Source organism: Cystobacter fuscus, from assembly GCF_002305875.1.
In the GTDB taxonomy this organism is placed as follows: Bacteria; Myxococcota; Myxococcia; order Myxococcales; family Myxococcaceae; genus Cystobacter; species Cystobacter fuscus_A.
In genome coordinates this window covers 870,708-889,252 of sequence record NZ_CP022098.1, presented here as the reverse complement: position 1 = coordinate 889,252, position 18,545 = coordinate 870,708, and the positions used below count along the sequence as shown (strand labels likewise).

Below are 18,545 nucleotides of genomic sequence, written 5' to 3'. Positions count from 1 at the left end.
ATGCACTGTCGGCGTGATGATCCGACCGAAGCGGGAAGCATTGACGGCGGCGGCCTTCGCGGGATTCGGCGAGGTGGTGGAAGTGCCCGAGCAGGGCGGACGCCTCATCAACCATGGCACGGCGTGGCGCTTCGATGATGTGGCGGCCCTCGCGCTCGACAGCAATGGCGGACGCGCGCTGCTGAGCCTCTTCCGCGTCCAACCCGCGCGACTGCCCTTGCGCTGCACCCGGCTGGAACGCCACCCCATGTCCTCCCAGCTCTTCCTCCCCATCGGAGGTCGGCCCTTCCTCGTCGTGGTGGCTCATGGTCATGCGGCCCCAGACCCCGCGACCCTGCGGGTGTTCGTCACCAACGGACAGCAGGGAGTGAACTACGCGCCGGGCACCTGGCATCACCCGGCCATCGCCCTGGACACCGTGACGGACTTCCTCGTGCTGGGCCGCGCGGATGCACGGCCGGACGACAACTGCGACGAGCTACCCTTCCCCGGAGAGGCCGTCGTCGAGATCTCCTGAGCCCTAACGAGGCACGAGCGTGAGGCGCGTCTGGGACAGGACCCGGCCCCGCGCATCCGAGAAGCTCGCGCGCACCTCCAGGGGTCCGGACAGCCAGCCGCCCTGGACCGGGGTGCTGTAGGGCAGCGGCACATCCACCCCCGCGGAGACCTCCTTCGCGCTGCCCTCCGCCGGGAAGAAGCGCAGGGGCTCGCCCGAGGCGGAGAGCGTCTCCACCGTGAGCAGCGCCGCCTCGGGCGCCGTGTAGCTGAACTGCACCGCGCTCCCCTCTCCACACGCCAGCGTCTCGCCGGAGCGCGCCTCCTCGCGCACGTCGCCCTCCGGCCCCACGCAGAAGGCCCGGACGCCCCAGGCGCTCGGCACCGCGCTTCCACGCGCGCTCCATTCGGAGTCCGGAGCGGCGCGCAGGCGGGGCACCACCAGCACCACCGCCACCGAGGCCAGCGCCAGGCCCGCCAGCGACGGCACCCAGAACGAAGGCAGCGAGAAGCGCCGACGCGCGGGCACGGGCGCCCGGACGGGCTGGGGCGCCCCGGACAACCGCGCGAACAACTCCCGCTCCAACAGGGCCTGCCGGTGGGCGGGCAGCGCGCGTTGCTCCAGCGCCGACTCCACGCGCGCCAGCCGCTCATAGGCCTCACGGCACTCGCCACACCCGGCCACGTGCGCGCGCAGCCGGGCGAAGCCCTCCGCGTCCAGCGTCTCCTCGAAGAGCGCCCGCAGCGCCTGCTCCGCCTGTCGGTCTCCACACGTCGTCATCACTGGTCCCGCCGCTTGAGGAAACTCCACCCCTTCACCTCCAACCCCTCCAGGTAGCCACGCGCCTGCAGGAACTCGAGCAGCCGCGTCTTCAACCCCAACTCCCGGCGCCGCACCTGGATGCGCGTCAGGCCCAGACGCTCGGCCGCGCCCTCCTGGGCAACCCCCTCCTCGCCGAAGCGCAGCTCGAAGAGCTGGCGCTCCTCCGCCGACAGCTCCGTCTTGAAGCGCGCGAGCAGTTCCTCCACCTCCCGGTCCTCCCAGGCCCGCGCCGTCCCCTCGTCCTCCTCCGGCACCTCGCCCACCTGCTCGAAGGGCTCCAACCCCACCGCCACCTCGCGCCGCCGCGACTGCTCCAGCAGCACGTTGCGCGCGATCCCCACGAGGAAGTGCCCATAGGGGCGCACCCCGTCATAGGCCCCGCGCGTCCTCGGCTCGAAGGCCCGGGCGAAGGTCTCCAGCACCGTGTTCTCCACCTCCCAGGCCCCACCCTGGCCTCGCGTCCGCCAGACCATCCCCCGCAGCACTCGCGCCAACGCCTCCGCGTGGGCCCGGTACACCCGTCCCATCGTCTCCGGATCCCCGTCCCGAAAGGCCTGCAACGTCCGTGTGTCCCACTCCATCCCTCGGCGACTTACCGTGCCCGGCCTCCCACGTCACCCCTGTCACTCGCTTCCTGTTGCGCGTGGACACCCGGATTGGATCCTTCCCCCCGCGAGAAAAACGCCTGCCCGCTCGCCAGCTCACATCGGTTTGTCTCCATGACACGAGGTCCCTTGCCCCGCCCCCTACCTCCCAGGGACACTCCCGGCGCATGCGATTGCTCCGATGCGCTCTGGTGATGGGGTGGGCGACGCTTCTGGTGGGAACCGCCGCGAGTGCCGCGCCCGAGCGCGTCATCTACGCGCTCATCCTCGCCAACAACATCGGGACCGAGCCCCGACAGGCCCCGCTGCGCTACGCCGACGACGACGGGGCGCGCTACTACGAGCTGCTCTCCCCGCGCGCGAAGGAGACGGTGCTGCTGAGCGTCCTGGACGCCGAGACCCAGGCGTTGCGCCCGGGACTCGCCGCCCGCACGGCACCGCCCACCCGCGCCTCGCTCCAGCAGGCCCTCGGACGGCTCAATGCCCTCATGGCCGAGGACAAGGCGCGGGGCGACATCCCGGTGCTCTACTTCATCTTCACGGGCCACGGTCAGCGGGGCGCCGCCGGCGAGGGCGCGGTGAGCCTGCTGGATGGGGCCTTCACCCGCACGGACCTCTACAACCAGGTGCTCGCGCCGAGCCAGGCGTCGCTCGTCCACCTCATCGTGGACGCGTGTGACTCGTACTTCTTCGTCCACTCGCGCGGCGCCCTGCCCATGGCCCCCGCCCGCATGGAAGCGGTGCGCGAGCGGCTGGCCACGCGCGAGCTGGCGCGCTACCCGCATGTGGGCGCCGTGCTGTCCACCTCGCGCGAGCAGGAGAGCCACGAGTGGAGCGCCATCCGCTCGGGCGTCTTCAGCCACCAGGTGTTGTCGGCGCTCGCGGGCGCCGCGGACGTCAACGCGGACGGACGGGTGGAGTACTCGGAGTTGCAGGCCTTCATCGCCGCGGCCAACCAGGGCGTGGACGACGTGCGCGGCCGGCTGGAGGTGTCCATCCAACCGCCCGCGCTCGACCGGGCCGCGCCGCTGGTGGACCTGAGCCACCGCACGGGCCTGGGCTTCCTCCTCCTGGCGCCAGGACTGGAGGGCCGGGTGTGGGTGGAGGACGCGCGGGGCATCCGCGTGGCGGAGCTGAACAAGGAGCGCGAGCGCTCGCTCGTGCTGGGGCTGCCCCCCGGCCGGGGCTACTTCCTGCGCGCCCCGGGACGCGAGGCCCCCTTCCAGCTCGCTCGCGCGGGCGCGGTGGTGGACGCGAGGAGCCTCACCTGGCGCGAGCAGTCCTTCGCGGCACGCGGTGCCCTGGAGGACACCTTCCGGGACAAGCTCTTCTCCGTGCCCTTCGGGCCCCACTTCTACGAGGGGTACATGGCCAGCCTCGGAGAGTCTCCCGTGGCCCCCGAGCAGCAGGCGGACCTCACCCCATGAGCCTCGTGGCCCTGGCGCTGGCGCTCACGCTGGCCCAGACGCCCTGCCGGGGCGAGCGCGTGGTGCTGGTGCCCTTCCAGCCGGTGGCGCTGTCGACGGCCGAGGCCCGGCGGGCGGAGGACCTCGTGCGCCGCACGGTGGAGGCGCTTCCCGGCGCGTGCCTGGAGTCGCGGGCGGACACGGTGGCGCGGATGCGGGCACGGGGAGGCCGGCTCGCCGGCTGCTCGGACGCGGCGTGCCGGGGGGCGCAGGTGCTGGCGCTCGGCGCGCAGCGGCTCGTGCGCGGCGTGGCGCTCGGAGTGGGCGGAACGCGCAGCGTGGCGCTCACCCTGGTGGACCGCGAGGGCCTGGAGTCCCACGCCACCCTGGAGCTCTCCCCGGCGGAAGCGGTGTCCGGCCCGGACGAGGCCCGGGCCCGCGAGGCCCTCGGAAGCCTGTGGGCGGCGCGGACGGGACGCCGCGTGGACGAGCGTCCGGCGCGGGTGCTGCCCACGGTGCTGGTGACCGCGGGAGGCGTGGCGCTCGCGGTGGGTGTGGGCTTCGGGCTCGCCGCGAGCCAGAGCCAGAAGACCCTGTCCACCGGCGGCGCGGACTGTGGGGGCGAGGGCCAGGCGTTCCGCGAGTGCTTCGCCGCGCGGCTGCGGGAGGGCCGCTCGCGGGCCACCACGGCCAACGTGCTGCTGGGCGCGGGCGCGTTGCTCGGGGCGGGGGGAACCGTCCTCTTCCTCTGGGAGTGGCCATGAGCCGGTGGGTGCCAGGACCGACGTCGCGCCTCCCGTTGCTCCTCCCGTTGCTCTTCTCCATGTCCGCGTGCGTCTTCGTGCCGGACCTCTCGCGCTTTCCCTCCTGCGATGACCAGGGGGGGTGTCCGGCGGGCTTCTCGTGCCTCCCCCCCGAGCGCATCTGCCTGCCGGACTGCGGCGCGCGGGGACCGTGCCTTCCCGACGTACCGGCGGGAGACGACGGAGGCACACCTCCCCCGGCGCAGCAGGGCGACGCGGGAGTCGACCCCCTCCTGCTCGAGGAGGAGACCCTGGGCGATGGCGTGGAGGGGGTAGACTACCCCTTCCAGTTCCGGGCCCGGGGCGGCACGCCGCCCTACACCTTCTCGCTCCGTGGCGAGCCACCACCCGGCCTGCGACTCGATGAGGCACGGGGCAGCCTGTCCGGCAAGCCGACGACGCCGGGCGAGTTCCAGTTCACCCTCGGGCTGGTGGACCAGGAAGCACGCTCTACCGAGCGCACGTTCTCCGTGCGCATCCATGCGCCGCTGATCCTGGCCGGGCCGGGCGTGCTCGCGGACTTCCCCAAGGGCGACCCCTACACGGAACAGTTGTCGGCCCTGGGAGGCAGGCCGCCCTACCGCTTCGAGCTCGTCCAGCCCAACTCGCTCCCCGCGGGCCTCGTGCTGACCGCCAACGGCTACGTCCAGGGAACCTCGAGCGCCGCGGGCACCTCCTTCGAGGTCCGGGTGACGGATGACGCCAGGCCCGCCCAGACGGCCACCCTCCTGCTGCAACTCACCACCACTTCCTGCTCGTCACTGGTGGACACCTGCATGCGCACCCGCTCCGTGCCCGCGGGGAAGGAGGGCGTGAGCTACGCCTACTCCATGCAGGCCACCTCCCTTAGCGGCACCTCCGGCACCTGGAAGGTGGACGCCAACGGCGTGCTCCCTCCGGGCATCGGGCTCGACCCGTCCACGGGACGGCTCTCCGGCACGCCCACCGCCGCCGCGAAGGGCAGCAGCTACGACTTCACCCTCACCCGCACGGACATCTTCGGCTCCGTGAAGACCCCGCCCCTGCGGCTCCAGGTCCACTGAGCGGAAACCGCCCGGAAAACACTTTTTAAATCCGCGCGATCCAATCCTGGGGGGATTTCCCAATTAATCCATGAAGACGCGATGGCGCGGCGGGGAACTCCCTCCCCGGCCCAGAGCGGCTCTTCCCTCGACCCGGAGAAAGACCATGATCGCTTCCCTCAAGCGTTTCCTCGTTGGCGCGGCGTTCACCAGCATGGCCCTGCCGAGCATGGCGATGGCCGGCACCACGTGCGTGTACGTGCTGGGCCACACGCCGGGTGGCACGGTCACCACGCCCGCGGTACCCATCGTCGTCCCCGCCAGCCAGGCGCTGACGGAGCCCGTGCGCGTGCACCTGGACGAGACGGCGCAGAACATCCTCGGCTACTCGCTGAACCTGCCCGGCCTGGACCTGGGCACCGAGGGCACGCCGCTGTTCTCCCTCCCGGAGATCAACGAGGAAATCCCCAGCTTCAGCCTCACCATTCCGCAGGTGGACCTCACGCGCTACCGCTGCGTGGATGTCTCGGGCGTGACCGTGCCGGCCATCCCCTACTACATCCCCGCGTCGGCGATCCTCCTGCCGGGCGGCTTCGTGGACGTGGGCGCCATCTACTTCAACATCACGGGCCATGAGCTGACGGTGCCGGGCAAGCTGCTCACCTTCGACGGCAAGCAGATCATCTTCCCCGAGCAGAGTGGCAGCACGCCCAGCATCCCGGTGACCACGCCGGACATGAGCGTCACGTTCAACGTGAACGCCGCCACCGTGGTGGTGCGCTACCTGCAGCCCCTCTGAGTCCGGGCCGCGCTCCCACGCCCGTGGCTCGTGCTACGGGCCGCTTCACGCCCGTGCTCCCGGGGCGCCCCTGGCGATGGCACGCCGCGTCGTCCACAATGTGGGCCGCAGCTCTCCCGACCCCCGTGGTGGACCCCCATGAACAACTCCGCACCCCTGCCTCCCATGCCCCCAGGCCATTGGCTCTGGGGCCACCTCCCCGAGCGCGAGAGTGATCCGCTCGGCCTCTATCTGCGCGGCCGTGCGCTCCTGGGAGACGTGGTGCGCTTCCGCATGGGGCCCATCTACGTGGAGCAGCTCACGCACCCGGATCACGTCAAGTACGTGCTCGCGGACGCGCCGGCGCGCTACACCAAGGGCCCCATCTTCCACAAGACGCGCCCCCTGGTGGGCAACGGCCTGGTGACGGCCGAGGGCGACTTCTGGAAGCGCCAGCGCCGGCTCGCCCAGCCCTCCTTCCACCGCGAGCGCCTGGCGGGGCTCGCGGGCGTGATGACGGAGACGGCCGCCGAGGTGCTCGCGCAGTGGGAGCCTCGGGTGAGGGCGGGTGAGCCCGTGCCCGTCTTCCCGGAGATGATGCGGCTCACCTTGCTGGTGGTGGTGCGCGCGCTCTTCGGCGTGGACGTGGCCGAGCACACCCGGGAGCTGGGTGAGTCCTTCACCACGGCGCTGGAAGTCACCAACGAGCGCATCATCTCCCCGCTGCCCTACAAGCCGTGGCTCTACCGGATTCCCACCGCGAAGAACCTCGCCTTCCAGCGGGCCATGGTGCCGCTCAACCGCATCGTCGAGGGCATCATCGCCCAGCGCCGGGCGAGGGGGCCCGCGGACGAGTCGCAGGATCTGCTCGGCATGCTGATGGCCGCGCGCGACGCGGACACGGGAGACACCTTCGACGACGTGCAGTTGCGCGACGAGGTGATGACGCTGCTGCTCGCGGGCCACGAGACGACGGCCACCTCGCTCGCGTGGGCGTTCCACCTGCTGGAGAAGAACCCGGAGCAGGAGGCGCTGCTGCACGAGGAGGTGGACCGCGTGCTCGACGGGCGCATCCCCACGCTCGAGGACGTGCCGAAGCTGCGCTACACGAGCTGCGTGTTCGAGGAGGCGCTGCGCCTCTATCCGCCCATCTGGGCCATTCCGCGCGTGGCGGAGGAGGAGGACGTGGTGAGCGGCTACCGGATTCCCAAGGGGGACCTGGTGCTGCTGGTGCCCTACGTCACCCACCGCCACCCGGACTTCTGGCCCGACCCGGAGCGCTTCGAGCCCACGCGCTTCCTGCCGGAGAACAGCAAGCAGCGCCCGCGGTGGGCCTACCTGCCCTTCGGAGGCGGGCAGCGCCAGTGCATCGGCAACAACTTCGCGATGATGGAGGCGCAGTTCATCCTCGCCATGGTGGCCCAGCGCTTCCGCCTGCGAGGCACCGGAGCCCCCGTCACCGCGGAGGCCCACGTCACCCTGCGGCCGCACGGAACCATGCCCATGCACGCCACGCGCCGCGAGAAGCAGCCCCAGCTCCAGAGCGCGTGAAACCGGAAGCGCGGCCTCCCCTCCGGGCCGCGCCTTCCTCTCTCCCCAGCGGCTCAGCTCCCGCAGTCGATGCCGCAGCTGTCGGCGGTGTAACCCGTGCCCTTGCTCTCACCCACCTGGCACACGCCATCGCCGCAGACATTCACGTCCGAGGGGCGGATGCGGGTGGTGAGCGGCCTGTACGTCACGCCGTTGTAGGTGCACTCGCTGTAGAAGTAGCCATTGGGCTCCAACCGGCAGTGGTCCAGGCACTGACCGATGCGCTGCATCTGGGTGCAGGCCGGGTTGCTCATCATCCCCAGGCCGAGCAGGCCGCATGGCCGAGGGGTGCTCTGTTCGGGCGACAGCGCGTCCATGTGGTTGCCGGCGAAGAGCGTGCCACCCGGGACGAAGACGTTGCCGAAGAAGCACGCCTCGCGCTGGGCGAAGGTCATGAGTTCCACACGCGAGTAGGGGACGATGCCCCCCATCGAGTCCTTGCCCAGCACGGAGATGGGGACATGCACCCCATGGTTGTTGACGTGGGCCGCCAGACACGCGGAGATGACCTGCTGCTCCGCCAGGGTCGCCGGAGTGCCGCCCGACCAGAGGGGAGCCAATCCCATGCCGCCTTCCCAGACATAGCGTACGCCCGTGGTCGGATTGACGAAGACACGGACCTCTCCCTCGGGCACCGCGCAGCGCACCATGTACTTCATCAGCGTTTCATGACCCGCCAGGTTGCCGCCATCGGCGCTGTTGAACCAGGTAATGAAGTCCTCGCTGTTCAAGCCATTGAGCGACAGCCCATTGAGCGACAGCCCATTGAGCGACAACCCATTGAGCGACAGCCCATTGAGCGACAACCCATTGTCTTCCTGAAACGTTTGCGACTCCGACACCAGGACCTGCATCTCGTCGGGCGGTTGCTCCACGCCACACGCCACGACACCAATCATCAATGACAGCACCAACGACAATCGACACGTCACCCCCCGTGACGCAGCCCCACGCCCGGCCATCCCGCTCCAAAAACTCCTGAAAGACGTGAACCCCATGGCGCAACCTCCGGCTCACGGCCATCTGGGTCTCACCAGGGGGCCGTAACCGCAGAATGCGGATGTACGGCCTTCCTTGCATCCACCGGAACTCAAGAAAAGCCTTTGCGGTGCGAGGTTTGACATCCAGCCCGTGTAGCGCCAGACGTTCGCGAGAGGGCGCGTCGGGTCTTCAACAGACAGGCACGGCCGCCTGTCTGATGAATCCGAATGCCATACAGGGCGTCTCAGGGAACGGAGACGGTGCGTTCAAGCGCGCCAGCGAACGCGAGCAGGGCCGCCGCGGTGGAATGCGCATCACCCACGGCGCCATCGGGCCGCTGCTCCGCGGCGAGCAACGCCAGGAGGGACTCATGCGCGCCTCCTCCGGACTCCCCCACACACTGAAGGCAGAAGACCACTTCGGCCGCCAGGTCCAGGTCCATGCCCTCGATGAGCTCGGGCGTGGCCGCCAGCAATTCCTCCGTCCACGCGCTGGCGTCCGGGGCTCGCAGCGGGGAGCGCAGGTAGCGCGTGTCCAACAAGAACAGGTGGGTGAGCCAGTAGAGGTCCGCCCGGCGCGACACCCCACGAAACGCCCGCTCGGGGACGGACCAGCGCACGTCCACCCCCCGCGTGGCGGCGATTTCACCCAGCAGCCACCCATGAAGCCCATACCCCTCGTCATCGAGGTGCAGCAGGTAGTCACGCAGTGCCCCGGGTGCCAGGGGAGCGGTCGACAAACCGCGCTCGCCCCTCACGTACCAGGCATCCACCCGGGACATGCCCACATCCGGGGACAGCCCGGCGGGAAACTCCAGGGCCACCCCCGTGAGTGCCTCCACCGCCTCCTCCACACGGGCGCCCAGCCCCCAGCGCGCGAAGACCCCCGGGGCGTGACCTTCCAGCATGTGCAGCGTCAGCGCGCGCAGCGCCCGGGACGCGTCGTCCTCCCCCGCCGTCAGCGCGAGGAACGCATCCAGGGCGAGCTCCGCCTCCCGCGCCCGCGCCGGAGGCGGGACCGCGGGAGGTCCTGGCAGCCGCAGGAGGGCCAGCGCTTCCGGGGTGAAGACGAAGGAGCCCGAGCCCGCCCCGGGCAGCACCCGGCCCGCTTCCGCCATGGCCCGCCGGGCGTGGGTATAGCGCTCCCGGAAGGTACGGCCCGACACCTCCACGCGGTACGCATCCAGCCGGCGGGCGCCGGTGCGCTCGGCGAGCGTCGCCTGGTGGGCGCTCTTGAAGCAGAGCACGAGCGGAGCGTCCGGAAGCGGCGCCTGGTCCTGGCCGGGCCGGGCCGCCACGCGCCGCAGCTCCTCGAGGACCTCCTCGGGAGCGCGCGACACGGCCCGCTCGGTGGACACGGCGGTCTTGGTGCACACATAGCCCACCCGCCCCTCCAGCCCCGCCCGCAGCACGTCGTCCCCCGAGACGAACACGGCGGGCACCCCCGCCTCCGCCGCCAGCGCCAGCACGAGCTCCGCCTCGGACAGCGTCCGGCCCGCGCACGTCCAGACGCACAGCGGCCCCCCGGTATGCGCGCCAAAGCCCCCCGTCCCGGCCGCCGCGTGCATGCCCACACACGCCACCCCCTGGACGTCCTCGAGCCACACGGGCGCCAGGGGGTCCTCCCCGGAGCACGGCTCGGCCCCGGGGTGGAGTGCCTCCCCGCCCGTGAAGGGAGCGGCGGAGCACGAAGCATCGCTCACCCGCACGCGCGTGAAGCCCGCCGACAACAGGCCCTCCACGGCGGCGTTCACCTCGGCGATCATCCAGGCCCGGGCCTGGGCGGCCCCTGGAGCCCCCGGAAGGAGCGCCCCGAGGGTGTCCACCCCCGCCACGCCCACCACGTCCACGACGAGCCACGCCCCGCGTCCGGTCATCCCTGCCTCCTGGACACCAGGATGCCGTGGCCCGATGCTCGGTGGGAGACACCTTCCGGCCAGGCTTCTCCCCCCCTCCTTTCGTCACGAGCCCTCTTGACCCCGGGCCTTATAAGGAGGATGGCGGTGTCCTGGCCGGGGGCCGACCGCCTCCGACCTTCCATCCTCCCTGCTGGTACGCCCATGAAGACCGAGTACGAGCGCCACGCCTCCGCACGGATGTTCGAGAACGACTTCCTCGAAGCCGCCTCGAAGATCCATCCCGCCACCCCCTTCGCCTTCTACATCCCGCTCATCACGGGCCTGCTGGCCTGGGCCCTGTGGAGCGGGACGACCCAGGTGAAACAGGTCGTCCTGTTCGCGCCCCTGGGCTACCTCACGTGGTGCTTCATGGAGTACACGCTGCACCGCCACCTCTTCCACTGGGAGGGCAACGGTCCGCTCACCCGGCGCTTCCACGCCATCATCCATGGCTACCACCACACGTACCCGGATGACCCGCAGCGGTTGGTGATGCCGCTGGGCGCGAGCATCCCGCTGGCCATCGTCATCGCCGGGCTGTTGTGGCTGGTGGGCCGGCCGGACGCCACCATTCCCTACTTCTTCGGCATCGTCGCGGGCTACCTCGCGTACGACTACCTGCACTGGGCGGTGCACTACAAGAAGCCGTGGACGGCCTGGGGCAAGGCCCTGCGGGCGCATCACATGGCGCACCACTTCGCCTGCCCGGACAAGAACTACGGCATCAGCCACCGGTGGATCGACTCGCTGGTGGGCTCGCTGCGCGTGCGCGAGCAGGCCGCCAGGCCCGAGGCCTCCTCCAGCACGGCGGAGTAGTCCCGGCGGAGTGAGCGGGCGGGAGCCAGGCTCCGCCCGCCCCGGCGGCTAGCGGGTGCCGAAGAGCCGGTCGCCCGCGTCGCCCAGGCCCGGCACGATGTAGCCGTGCTCGTTGAGCTTCTCGTCCACCGCCGCGGTGATGACGTGCACGTCCGGATGGTGCTCACGCAGGTTGGCCAGACCCTCGGGACAGGCCAGCAGACACATGAAGCGCAGACTGCCCGGCTTGCTGCGCTTGATGCGGGTGAGCGCCGCCACCGCCGAGTTGCCCGTGGCGAGCATCGGATCGCACACGATGACGTCGCGGTCCGCGAGCTGGTTGGGCACCTTGTAGTAGTACTCCACCGCCGAGAGCGTCTTCGGGTCGCGGTACAGGCCGATGTGGCCCACGCGGGCGCTCGGCACCAGTTGCAGCATGCCATCCAGGATGCCCTGGCCCGCGCGCAGGATGGCCACCAGCACCAGCTTCTTGCCCTCGAGCACTGGCGCGTTCATCTGCGCCATCGGCGTCTCGATGGGCTCCTCCGTCAGCTTCAAGTCCCTCGTCGCCTCGTAGGCGAGCAGCAGGGAGATCTCCTGGAGGAGCGCACGGAAGGACGCCGTGCTCGTGTCCTTGCGGCGCATCAGCGTCAGCTTGTGCTTCACCAGTGGATGGTCCACCACGGTGCAGTTGTCCGAGTATTTCATCGCGATCTCCCCTTCCCATTTTTCGTTGAAACTCAGAACACGGTTCCGTCGCTCTCGATGCGGATGGGTGGCGGACCACCCGGGCGTTTCTGGGCGGCCAGCTTCCGGCCCGCGCTCCACGTGCCCCCCTGGAGCACCTTGGCCAGCGGGAGCTGCTCGGCCGTCATCCCGAGCCGCTCGCGCACGCGCTGGCCCACCTCGTCCAGCAGCGCCACCGTCAGCGCCCGCCACTCCACGATGGGCTCCGAGCCCGGCTTGTACGTGTCCGTGAACAGCCGCTCGTCCCGGGGCACCAGCACGCCTCCGTCCACCAGCAGCCCGCCGTTGCGGTACTCGGGCAGTCCGGTGAGCGCCTCCAGTCCCGTCACCCGGAGGCCCCCTTCCGCCAGCGGCTCCAGCAGCGAGTAGGTGAGCCACTGCGACAGCTTGTGGAAGGGCACCAGGGAGTCGGGATGATCCAGGGCGCCCAGCGCCGAGTGCGGCCACACGTCGCCCAGGTTCACCCCATCCAGGGTGATGCGGCCCGGCCAGATGGGCCCCAGCGACTGGAGCACCTGCCCCAGCACCTGCGTCGCCGTCACCTCCCGCCGGCCATGGGCCGCGAGGCGATCAAAGAGCGACCCGGGCCTGGGCAACACCCGGCCCAGGCCGTGCAGCAGCTCGAGCCGTCCCTCCAGGCCCGCGAGCGGGTTGTCCTCCGTCACCTGGAAGCCCTCCGCGAGCGCCTCGAGGCTCAGGTTGCGCAAGCCCTCGGCGTCGGCGCGCAGGGGCTGGGAGGCATCCGAGGAGAACGCGCCCGCGAGGAACATGCGGAAGCTGGCCACGGCCAGGCCCTCGGAGCGCGCGTAGGTGCCGCCACCGGGCTCCTGGTACTTCCACGTGGGCCCGCTGCCCGCGTCCAGCAGCACGCTGGTGACCACCAGGTCCAACTTCGCCCGGGCACGCTCGGCGGGAGGCAGCGGGGCCAGCCGCGCCTCCAGCTCCGCGTTGCGCTGGACGCCGCCCACGTCGAAGTGGCCCCAGCGGCTGTGCACCGGGATGTCGAGCGAGGGATAGGCCTCGCGTGTCACCTCCAACACGTAGTCCGCCACGGCGGGCAGCCGCGCCGGGTCCACGCGGAAGTGCTCGAGCCGGCCCGCGAGCCCCAGCTCCAGCAGGGCCTGGCACCGCTCGCGGATGGCGCGCGGGCCGAGCAGATAGGAGACGGCGGCCGCGGGCGCCTCAGGCATCGAGCGCCCTGCCCTTCACCGCCTGCAGCTCCGACTCGGTGGCCACCTTGCCGGTGGTGAAGTAGCCGGCGGCCTTCTTCGCCTCCATCTCCACCTTGGCGTCCGCGGGGATGAGCTCCTCCGGAATGGGCACGCGCTCGAGGATCTCGATACCGGAGTTGACGATGGCGTCGTGCTTCATGTCGCTCATGGACACGAAGCGGTGGATGCGGGTGATGCCCAGCCAGTGCAGCGCGTCCGGCATCAGTTCCTGGAAGCGCATGTCCTGCACGCCCGCCACGCACTCGGTGCGATGGAAGTAGGTGGCGGCCGAGTCACCGCCCTCCTGGCGCTTGCGCGCGTTGTACACGAGGAACTTCGTCACCTCGCCGAGCGCGCGGCCCTCCTTGCGCGAGTAGGCGATGACGCCCGCGCCACCCTCCTGCGCCGTCTGGATGCAGACTTCGATGCCATGCGTGAGGTAGGGCCGGCAGGTGCAGATGTCGCTGCCGAACACGTCCGAGCCGTTGCACTCGTCGTGCACGCGCACCGCGAGCGGGACGTCGGGGTTGGGAATGGTGTCCATGTCCCCGAAGAAGTAGAGCGTCTGGCCGCCGATGGGCGGCAGGAACACGTCCAGGTCCGAGCGGGTGATGAGCTCGGGGAACATGCCGCCCGTCTGCTCGAAGAGGCCACGGCGCAGCGCCGCCTCGGTCAGCCCGAAGCGCCTGGCGATTCCCGGCAGGTACCACACCGGCTCGAGGGCCGCCTTCACCACCGTCACGTCGCCGTTGGCGCAGAGGATCTTCCCATCCGGCTTGAGGCGGCCCGCGGTGATGGCGTCACGCAGCTCCGGCATGTTGATGTGCGCGCGAGTGATGGCGATGGAGGGCCGGATGTCCATGCCCTGCTGCACGTAGTTCTGGAAGACCTGCGGCGCCACGGCGCCCCACGGGTCCAGGGACACGATGCGGTTGGGATCGCCCCAGGACTTGTAGGGGCCCACCTGCACGGCGGGCGCCGTGTTGGTGAGGTCCGCGCGGTGGTCCTGCGTGAGCTGGCCCGCGGCCACGGCGATGGCGCGGTAGATGGCGTAGGAGCCCGAGTGCGTGCCGACGACGTTGCGGTGCGCGGGCTCGGTCAGCGTGGCGATGACGGGGCCCCGGCGCAGGGGGTCCGGGTCTCCCCAGCGGATGGGGAGGACCTGCGTGTCGCTGTCGGGGTGGGACGTGAGACGAATGTGGTTGCTGACCTTCTTGTCGGGCATGACTCGCCCTCCTTGGAACTCGAGATGCGAAAGGCGTGTGCGTCAGCTCATCCAGCTGCCGTCGGTGCGGGTGCTCCACTTCCGGGTGACCTTCTTGAGGTCCGTCCAGAAGCCGAGGCTCGCGACACCCGTGATGTCGCCATGACCGAACTTGGACTCGCCAGTACCGCCGAAGGAGAAGGGCTCGCGGGGCACGGGCACGCCCACGTTGACGCCGACCATGCCCACGCGTGCTCCCTCGACCACCGCCTGCGCCACCGCGCCGTTGGTGGTGAAGATGGAGGCCGCGTTGCCATAGGGCGAGGCGTTCTCCACCTCGAGCGCCGCGGACAGGGTGGGCACGCGCACGATGGACAGCACCGGGCCGAACAGCTCGCGCTGCGCCGCCTCCATGTCCGGGCGCACCCCGTCGAGGATGGTCGGACCGAGCCAGTGGCCCCCCGCCCAGGACTCGCCCGCGGGACGCTTGCCGCGTCCGTCCAGCACCACCCGCGCGCCGGCCTTCTCCGCCGTGGCAATGGCCGTCTCCAGCCGCGTGAGGCTCGCCCGGTCGATGATGGCGCCCATGCCAGGGCCACACTCCAGCCGCGAGGCGCGCTCGCGCACCTGCTCGAGGATGTGATCCACGTTCCCCACCGCGAGCATCACGCTCGCCGCCATGCAGCGCTGGCCCGCGCACCCGGTGAAGGAGTCCACCACGGCCTGCGAGGTGAGGGCCTCGTCCGCGTCCGGCGCGACGATGAGGTGGTTCTTCGCGCCACCGAGCGCCAGCACGCGCTTGCCCCGCGCGCTGCCTTCCGCGTACACGCGCCGCGCCACCGCGGACGAGCCCACGAAGGCCACCGCGCGCACGTCCGGATGGGCCACCAGGGCCTCCACCGCCTCGCGTCCGCCGTGCACCACGGAGAACACGCCACGCGGCAGGCCCGCCTCCACCAGCAGCTCCCCGAGCGCGCACGCCGTGAGCGGCACCTTCTCCGAGGGCTTGAGGATGAAGCAGTTGCCCACCGTGAGCGCGATGGGAATCATCCACATCGGCACCATGGCGGGGAAGTTGAACGGGGTGATGCCCGCCACCACGCCCAGGGGCTCGCGGCGGAACTCGCAGGTGATGCCGCGGCTCACCTCCATGGCGCCGCCGGCATCCAGGTTCTGCAGCGACAGCGCGAAGTCACACACCTCCAGGCCCTTGAGCAGGCCCGCGCGCGCCTCGGCCACCGTCTTGCCCGCCTCGCTGGCGGCCAGATGGGACAGGCGATCCAACTGGGACTCGAGCAGCGAGCGGAAGCGCGCCATGAGCGTGGTGCGCTCGCGCAGGGGCGTGGCGCGCCAGCCAGGCACCGCCGCCCGCGCCGCTTCCACCGCCTGGGCCACGCCCGCCTCGGACGTCATCGGCACCCGGCCGATGATGCCTCCGGTATAGGGGCTGATCACCTCGGCGAGCGGGACGTCTCGTGGAACGAGCCACTCGCCCCCCACGAGGTTGCGGCAGCTAACGGGGCTCTCGGGCAACTGGACGAAGGACACGCACTCCCCCACGGCGACGAGGATGTCTGGAAATCGCAGCCTAGCAGGAGGTCCGGCCCGATCTGAAATCCACCCCGGATCCGGGCCCCTGGGAGATATTTTAACCGACAGCCTCTCATCCCGTGGGGCACGCCCGGCATCGGCCGGTGCACGCTCCCCCTGCCTGCCGCCAGACAAGGGCCCCGTCTCCCTGGAGGTCCTTCACCACCGCACGGGCAGGGTCTCGAAGCCTCGCACCAGCGGACCGTGACGCTTGAGCCGGGGCGGGCGATCCTCGTCCAGGCGCAGGCCGGGGAACTCCTCCAACAGCACCTCGAGGACGCACTCCAGCTGGTGACGGATGAGCCCCGCGTCCAGACGGTGGTGCAGTCCGAAACCAAACGTCATGTGCTTCTGCCGGGTGGCGTCCCGCTGGAGATCGAAGCGTTCCGGCGTGGTGAAGACCTGGGGATCCCGGTTGGCGGTGGCCACGTCCAGGAACACCGCCTCGCCCGGTCGCAGGGTGCGCCCGCGCAGCGTGAGGGTCTCCCCGACGACGCGGGACAGCAGGGGCCGCGCGGGCTGGAAGCGCAGCGCCTCCTCCACGGCCGGCCGGATCCTCGAGCGATCCACCCGGAGCATGCGCCAGAGCTCGGGACGCGCGAGCACCTCATGCAACACATTGCCGAGCTGATCCGTCACGAACCCGAGCTCGCAGACGAGCAGCAGGGCGAGCGTGGACACCCGCTGCACCGCGGTGCGCGCTCCCGGCTGCTCGATCTGGAGCATCCGACTGAGCAGATCCTCGCCGGGTGCCCGGCGCCGCTCCTCGAGCAGGGGGGTGAGCCAGGAGAGCAAGCCACGCGTCGCCCCCAGGGCCGCCCGCGCCAGGGCGCCCCGATCCGCGTCCGCGGCCAGTGAGTGGAAGTCCGCGAGCTGCCATGCCCAGGCGAGGAAGGGCTCCCGGTCCCGCTCGGGAAGGGCGAACACCTCGGCGAGCACGAGCGCGGGCAGGGGCGCGCACACCGCCCGTACCGCGTCCATCCGGTCCTGCCCACCCCGCCGCACCAGCCGCGTCGCGAGGCCGCGGATGATCGGACGACAGTCGTCGAGCACCTGGGGCGTGAAGCCCGGAGCGGCCTGACGGCGCAGCGGCGCGGCCTCGCGTCCATCCCACGGATGCGCGGCGAACGTCTCGCGCAGGGCCCCGGCCAGCTCGGGGCTCAGCCCCCGCAGCCGCACGTCGAGCAGCTCCTCATACGAGGCGCCCAGCCGCGAGTCGCGCAGGCAGCCCAGCACGTCCTCGTGCCCACGGATGATCCAGCCCCGCGACGCCTCCGACCAGTACACCGGCCCTTCTTCCCCCAACGCCCGGCGCGGCGTCGGATCGAACAAGGTCTCGCTCTCGAGCGAACGGGGGTGGGACTGACGGGCCGCAATCGACATGGTCTTCCTCGCTGGCATCCATCGGGTTTCCACAGAACTCACCTGCTATCCTGCTAATCCTCGAATGTATTGATTTGCTTGCATGGCCCGGGCCATGAGGGGAAATCCCCTCCAGGAAAGCAAGGGGACGGTAAAGCGATGAGCCTGGCTGTAACCGGGGAGCTCCGGACGTAGGTCCGTGAACAGCCGCCCCTCCCGGCGGGGCAGCTTGAGGTGGAGTGGAGGAGGACCCAGCGGGTCATATGTCACCCCGAAAGTGGGCTCTCGGAGGAGGACATGGCGGGTGGTGGACGGAGAAGGGCGTTGGGAGGGGGGATTGCGCGAGGAATCCCGTGGGCGGGGCTCCGCGGGTGTCGGCGCGGGGACAGTCGCCTCCCCGTGGGAGGCGGGTGTCGCGCAACCCATGCCCCGTCGCGGGGGTGGTGTCAGAGGCAGGGGCCATAGTCCCGGCCTGCTAGTGCCCTCGGGCCAGACGAGACCACCATGTCCCACTATCGCCTCGCGCACGGTGACGCCGTCGAATGGCTCCGGACCCTCCCGGCGGCCTCGGTCGATCTCGTCATCACGGATCCCGCCTACGAGTCCCTGGAGAAGCACCGCGCGGTGGGCACCACGACACGCCTCAAGCGGGGCAAGGGCTCGACCAACGCCTGGTTCCCCATCTTCCCGAACGCGCGCTTCCCGGAGCTGTTCCAGGGGCTGTGGCGGGTGATGAAGCGCGACTCGCACTTCTATCTCTTCTGTGACGCGGAGACGATGTTCATCGCCCGGCCGCTCGCGGAAGCCGCGGGCTTCCGGTTCTGGAAGCCACTGGTGTGGGACAAGCAGCACATTGGAATGGGCTACCACTACCGGGCCCGCTACGAGTTCATCCTCTTCTTCGAGAAGGGCCGGCGGCGCTTGAGCGACCTGGGCGTGGCGGACGTGCTGAGCGTGCCGCGCATCCACCGGGGCTACCCGACGGAGAAGCCCGCCGGCTTGAGCGAGGTGCTCATCCGCCAGAGCAGCGAGCCCGGGGACGTGGTGGTGGACCCGTTCATGGGCTCGGGCTCGGTGGGCGTGGCGGCGGCGCGGCTCGGCCGGGACTTCCTCGGCACGGACCTCTGTGTCGAGGCGCGGGTGCTCACCGAGGCGCGCCTGCACGCGGAAGGAGCGCGGCCCCGGGAGCACGCCGAGCCCCCGCGGTTCATGCTCCAGAGCGGCTGAGGGGCCCCG

Annotated in this window: 17 protein-coding genes; 8 read left to right on the top strand and 9 right to left on the bottom strand. The window is 70.8% G+C overall.

The window, feature by feature from the left end:
* Window positions 1–16 precede the first annotated feature (16 nt).
* A complete protein-coding gene (locus CYFUS_RS03790) occupies window positions 17–517 on the top strand; it encodes an ureidoglycolate lyase (RefSeq protein ID WP_095983990.1) in 501 nt (166 codons plus the stop codon).
* Window positions 518–520: 3 nt separating this feature from the next.
* On the opposite strand, the gene CYFUS_RS03785 is transcribed toward CYFUS_RS03790, so the two are convergent.
* Together CYFUS_RS03785 and CYFUS_RS03780 are read right to left on the bottom strand one after the other, a co-directional pair.
* Entirely contained in the window at window positions 521–1,276 is a 756-nt protein-coding gene (locus CYFUS_RS03785; RefSeq protein ID WP_095983989.1) for a hypothetical protein, read from the bottom strand.
* Window positions 1,276–1,878, bottom strand: a complete 603-nt coding sequence (locus CYFUS_RS03780; protein ID WP_232537344.1) for an RNA polymerase sigma factor — start codon at window positions 1,876–1,878, stop codon at window positions 1,276–1,278. The genes CYFUS_RS03785 and CYFUS_RS03780 overlap by 1 nt, the downstream gene beginning before the upstream one ends.
* A 212-nt stretch (window positions 1,879–2,090) precedes the next feature.
* On the opposite strand from CYFUS_RS03780, the gene CYFUS_RS03775 reads away from it, so the two are divergent.
* From CYFUS_RS03775 to CYFUS_RS03755, 5 genes are all read left to right on the top strand, one after another.
* A complete protein-coding gene (locus CYFUS_RS03775) occupies window positions 2,091–3,350 on the top strand; it encodes a caspase family protein (RefSeq protein ID WP_095983987.1) in 1,260 nt (419 codons plus the stop codon).
* Window positions 3,347–4,093, top strand: a complete 747-nt coding sequence (locus CYFUS_RS03770; RefSeq protein ID WP_095983986.1) for a hypothetical protein — start codon at window positions 3,347–3,349, stop codon at window positions 4,091–4,093. The genes CYFUS_RS03775 and CYFUS_RS03770 overlap by 4 nt, the downstream gene beginning before the upstream one ends.
* A complete protein-coding gene (locus CYFUS_RS03765; RefSeq protein WP_095983985.1) occupies window positions 4,090–5,175 on the top strand; it encodes an Ig domain-containing protein in 1,086 nt (361 codons plus the stop codon). Before CYFUS_RS03770 ends, CYFUS_RS03765 begins: the two co-directional genes overlap by 4 nt.
* Window positions 5,176–5,320: 145 nt before the next feature.
* Window positions 5,321–5,953, top strand: a complete 633-nt coding sequence (locus CYFUS_RS03760; RefSeq protein ID WP_095983984.1) for a hypothetical protein — start codon at window positions 5,321–5,323, stop codon at window positions 5,951–5,953.
* A gap of 138 nt (window positions 5,954–6,091) precedes the next feature.
* Window positions 6,092–7,483: a cytochrome P450 gene (locus CYFUS_RS03755; RefSeq protein ID WP_095983983.1), complete on the top strand. Its 1,392-nt coding sequence runs from the start codon at window positions 6,092–6,094 to the stop codon at window positions 7,481–7,483.
* Between the two features lie 53 nt (window positions 7,484–7,536).
* On the opposite strand, the gene CYFUS_RS03750 is transcribed toward CYFUS_RS03755, so the two are convergent.
* Together CYFUS_RS03750 and CYFUS_RS03745 are read right to left on the bottom strand one after the other, a co-directional pair.
* Complete coding sequence (locus CYFUS_RS03750) at window positions 7,537–8,421, bottom strand: hypothetical protein (RefSeq protein ID WP_232537343.1); 885 nt, start codon at window positions 8,419–8,421, stop codon at window positions 7,537–7,539.
* Window positions 8,422–8,747: 326 nt separating this feature from the next.
* Entirely contained in the window at window positions 8,748–10,379 is a 1,632-nt protein-coding gene (locus tag CYFUS_RS03745; RefSeq protein ID WP_095983982.1) for a DUF6895 family protein, read from the bottom strand.
* Between the two features lie 183 nt (window positions 10,380–10,562).
* On the opposite strand from CYFUS_RS03745, the gene CYFUS_RS03740 reads away from it, so the two are divergent.
* Complete coding sequence (locus tag CYFUS_RS03740; protein WP_095983981.1) at window positions 10,563–11,216, top strand: sterol desaturase family protein; 654 nt, start codon at window positions 10,563–10,565, stop codon at window positions 11,214–11,216.
* Window positions 11,217–11,264: 48 nt separating this feature from the next.
* Here CYFUS_RS03740 and upp read toward each other — a convergent pair whose 3' ends face one another.
* The 5 genes from upp to CYFUS_RS03715 form a co-directional block, all read right to left on the bottom strand.
* Window positions 11,265–11,903, bottom strand: coding sequence for a uracil phosphoribosyltransferase (gene upp, locus CYFUS_RS03735; RefSeq protein WP_095983980.1), 639 nt, complete (start codon window positions 11,901–11,903; stop codon window positions 11,265–11,267).
* A gap of 32 nt (window positions 11,904–11,935) precedes the next feature.
* Window positions 11,936–13,132 (bottom strand): URC4/urg3 family protein, encoded by a 1,197-nt coding sequence (locus tag CYFUS_RS03730; RefSeq protein WP_095983979.1) that lies wholly within the window; start codon window positions 13,130–13,132, stop codon window positions 11,936–11,938.
* On the bottom strand, window positions 13,125–14,378 hold the full coding sequence (locus CYFUS_RS03725) for a GTP cyclohydrolase II (RefSeq protein ID WP_095983978.1): 1,254 nt from the start codon (window positions 14,376–14,378) through the stop codon (window positions 13,125–13,127). Before CYFUS_RS03725 ends, CYFUS_RS03730 begins: the two co-directional genes overlap by 8 nt.
* A 42-nt stretch (window positions 14,379–14,420) precedes the next feature.
* Window positions 14,421–15,905, bottom strand: coding sequence for a CoA-acylating methylmalonate-semialdehyde dehydrogenase (gene mmsA / locus CYFUS_RS03720; protein ID WP_095983977.1), 1,485 nt, complete (start codon window positions 15,903–15,905; stop codon window positions 14,421–14,423).
* 201 nt (window positions 15,906–16,106) lie between these two features.
* Window positions 16,107–17,330, bottom strand: a complete 1,224-nt coding sequence (locus tag CYFUS_RS03715; protein ID WP_095983976.1) for a cytochrome P450 — start codon at window positions 17,328–17,330, stop codon at window positions 16,107–16,109.
* A gap of 483 nt (window positions 17,331–17,813) precedes the next feature.
* On the opposite strand from CYFUS_RS03715, the gene CYFUS_RS03710 reads away from it, so the two are divergent.
* Window positions 17,814–18,536, top strand: coding sequence for a DNA-methyltransferase (locus CYFUS_RS03710; RefSeq protein ID WP_095983975.1), 723 nt, complete (start codon window positions 17,814–17,816; stop codon window positions 18,534–18,536).
* Window positions 18,537–18,545: the final 9 nt, after the last annotated feature.

Bases quoted from the DNA above. Each gene is read 5' to 3' on its own strand.
- CYFUS_RS03790 (WP_095983990.1), top strand. From the start codon at position 17: ATGATCCGACCGAAGCGGGAAGCATTGACGGCGGCGGCCTTCGCGGGA.
- CYFUS_RS03785 (WP_095983989.1), bottom strand. From the start codon at position 1,276: ATGACGACGTGTGGAGACCGACAGGCGGAGCAGGCGCTGCGGGCGCTC.
- CYFUS_RS03775 (WP_095983987.1), top strand. From the start codon at position 2,091: ATGCGATTGCTCCGATGCGCTCTGGTGATGGGGTGGGCGACGCTTCTG.
- CYFUS_RS03770 (WP_095983986.1), top strand. From the start codon at position 3,347: ATGAGCCTCGTGGCCCTGGCGCTGGCGCTCACGCTGGCCCAGACGCCC.
- CYFUS_RS03765 (WP_095983985.1), top strand. From the start codon at position 4,090: ATGAGCCGGTGGGTGCCAGGACCGACGTCGCGCCTCCCGTTGCTCCTC.
- CYFUS_RS03760 (WP_095983984.1), top strand. From the start codon at position 5,321: ATGATCGCTTCCCTCAAGCGTTTCCTCGTTGGCGCGGCGTTCACCAGC.
- CYFUS_RS03755 (WP_095983983.1), top strand. From the start codon at position 6,092: ATGAACAACTCCGCACCCCTGCCTCCCATGCCCCCAGGCCATTGGCTC.
- CYFUS_RS03750 (WP_232537343.1), bottom strand. From the start codon at position 8,421: ATGATTGGTGTCGTGGCGTGTGGCGTGGAGCAACCGCCCGACGAGATG.
- CYFUS_RS03745 (WP_095983982.1), bottom strand. From the start codon at position 10,379: ATGACCGGACGCGGGGCGTGGCTCGTCGTGGACGTGGTGGGCGTGGCG.
- CYFUS_RS03740 (WP_095983981.1), top strand. From the start codon at position 10,563: ATGAAGACCGAGTACGAGCGCCACGCCTCCGCACGGATGTTCGAGAAC.
- upp (WP_095983980.1), bottom strand. From the start codon at position 11,903: ATGAAATACTCGGACAACTGCACCGTGGTGGACCATCCACTGGTGAAG.
- CYFUS_RS03730 (WP_095983979.1), bottom strand. From the start codon at position 13,132: ATGCCTGAGGCGCCCGCGGCCGCCGTCTCCTATCTGCTCGGCCCGCGC.
- CYFUS_RS03725 (WP_095983978.1), bottom strand. From the start codon at position 14,378: ATGCCCGACAAGAAGGTCAGCAACCACATTCGTCTCACGTCCCACCCC.
- CYFUS_RS03715 (WP_095983976.1), bottom strand. From the start codon at position 17,330: ATGTCGATTGCGGCCCGTCAGTCCCACCCCCGTTCGCTCGAGAGCGAG.
- CYFUS_RS03710 (WP_095983975.1), top strand. From the start codon at position 17,814: ATGTCCCACTATCGCCTCGCGCACGGTGACGCCGTCGAATGGCTCCGG.